General features: G+C 67.9%; 1 protein-coding gene. It reads left to right on the forward strand.

From position 1 onward, the window contains the following. Nucleotides 1-309 precede the first annotated feature (309 nt). Nucleotides 310-2070 (forward strand): cytochrome c oxidase subunit I, encoded by a 1761-nt coding sequence (gene ctaD, locus AB0I76_RS28230; protein WP_357041669.1) that lies wholly within the window; start codon nucleotides 310-312, stop codon nucleotides 2068-2070. The last annotated feature ends 121 nt before the right edge of the window (nucleotides 2071-2191 follow it).

Below are 2191 nucleotides of genomic sequence, written 5' to 3' on the forward strand. Positions count from 1 at the left end.
CGACGCGCATTCGCTCGTGGATCTCCTGCTCAGGCACGAAACGTGCCCGCGCTTCATCGCCGAGCGGCTGTGGTTCCGCTACGCCTCGTCGAACGCCGCTCTGAGCCGGGCCCGGCGGCGCGTTGCGGTGACGCCGGTCCGGCGGTGCGCCGCGACCACCCGGACCGGGGCGGCGGGGCGGAGTGGCGCAGGTTACCCGCCCACCCCACGCGGCGGGGCCACCTGCCGGGGACTATCCTCCTTGCGGATGACGGCTCGCCGAAAAACCAGCGCGCGCCAAGCGGGACAACCCAGAACCGGAGGCCACTCGTGACCACCGTCGCACCCAAGCCGGTCGTGACCCGGCCCTGGCCGGTCCGAGCACCGGTCAAGGGGTCGGCCCTCGCGCGGCTGCTGCGGACCACGGACGCGAAGCAGATCGGGATCATGTACATGGTCACCGCGTTCGCGTTCTTCATGATCGGTGGCCTCATGGCGCTGATCATGCGGGCCGAGCTGGCCCGACCCGGGCTGCAGTTCCTGTCGCCCGAGCAGTACAACCAGCTGTTCACCATGCACGGCACGATCATGCTGCTGTTCTTCGCGACGCCGATCGTGTTCGCCTTCGGCAACTACATCGTGCCGCTCCAGATCGGTGCGCCGGACGTCTCCTTCCCCCGGCTGAACAGCTTCGCCTACTGGCTGTACCTGTTCGGCGGCACGATGGCGACGCTCGGCTTCATCACCCCGGGTGGAGCCGCCGACTTCGGCTGGTTCGCGTACGCGCCGCTGAGCAGCGTGGAGCACTCCCCGGGCGTCGGCGCCAACATGTGGATCGTGGGTCTGGCCATCTCCGGTCTGGGCACCATCCTCGGCGCGGTCAACATGATCACCACGATCCTGACCCTGCGCGCGCCCGGCATGACCATGTTCCGGATGCCGATCTTCACCTGGAACCTGCTGGTCACCAGCCTCCTGGCGATCCTGGTCTTCCCGCTGCTGGCCGCCGCGCTCTTCGCGCTCGCCGCGGACCGCATCCTCGGTGCCCACGTGTACGACCCGGCGACCGGCGGCCCGATGCTGTGGCAGCACCTCTTCTGGTTCTTCGGGCACCCCGAGGTCTACATCGTCGCGCTGCCGTTCTTCGGCATCGTGTCCGAGATCATCCCGGTCTTCTCCCGTAAGCCGATCTTCGGTTACAAGGGCCTGGTCGCCGCCACGATCGCCATCGCCGCCCTGTCGATGAGCGTCTGGGCGCACCACATGTTCGCCACCGGCCAGGTGCTGCTGCCGTTCTTCAGCTTCCTGAGCTTCCTGATCGCCGTGCCCACCGGTATGAAGTTCTTCAACTGGATCGGCACCATGTGGCGGGGCCAGCTCAGCTTCGAGTCGCCGATGCTCTTCTCGATCGGCTTCCTGGTGACGTTCCTCTTCGGTGGTCTGACCGGTGTGCTGCTGGCCAGCCCCCCGCTGGACTTCCACGTCTCCGACTCGTACTTCGTGGTGGCCCACTTCCACTACGTGCTCTTCGGCACGATCGTGTTCGCGGTGTTCGCCGGCATCTACTTCTGGTTCCCGAAGATGTTCGGCCGGATGCTCGACGAGCGCCTCGGCAAGGTGCACTTCTGGCTCACCATGATCGGTTTCCACACCACCTTCCTGGTGCAGCACTGGCTGGGCAACGAGGGCTTCCCTCGCCGCTACGCCGACTACCAGCCTGACGACGGCTTCACCACGCTGAACATGATTTCCACGGTCGGCGCGTTCATCACCGGTATCTCGACGCTGCCGTTCCTCTACAACTGCTGGAAGTCGTACAAGGCCGGGCCGGTCGTCGAGGTCGAGGACCCCTGGGGCCACGGCAACTCGCTGGAGTGGGCGACCAGCTCGCCGCCCCCGCTGCGGAACTTCGACCGGATGCCGCGGATCCGCTCCGAGCGGCCGGCGTTCGACCACAAGTTCCCCGAGCTGGCCGCCGGTGGCCAGTCGCTCGCCGGTCCGCCGGAGGGTGGCGCCAAGCCGCTGACCAGCGAGTCCGACGGTGGCGCGAGCTACCAGGAGGACACCGCCAGCGACATCGACCGCCGCTGACGCTCCCGCACCACGTACGACGGGCGCCGCTCCCCCTCGGGGACCGGCGCCCGTCGCCGTTTCCGTGGTCGGTCAGCCGGGCGAACTCGGCGAACGTCGCCTCCAGGTTGGCCAGGTCGCC

This window comes from Micromonospora sp. NPDC049799 (assembly GCF_040656655.1).
In the GTDB taxonomy this organism is placed as follows: domain Bacteria; phylum Actinomycetota; class Actinomycetes; order Mycobacteriales; family Micromonosporaceae; genus Micromonospora.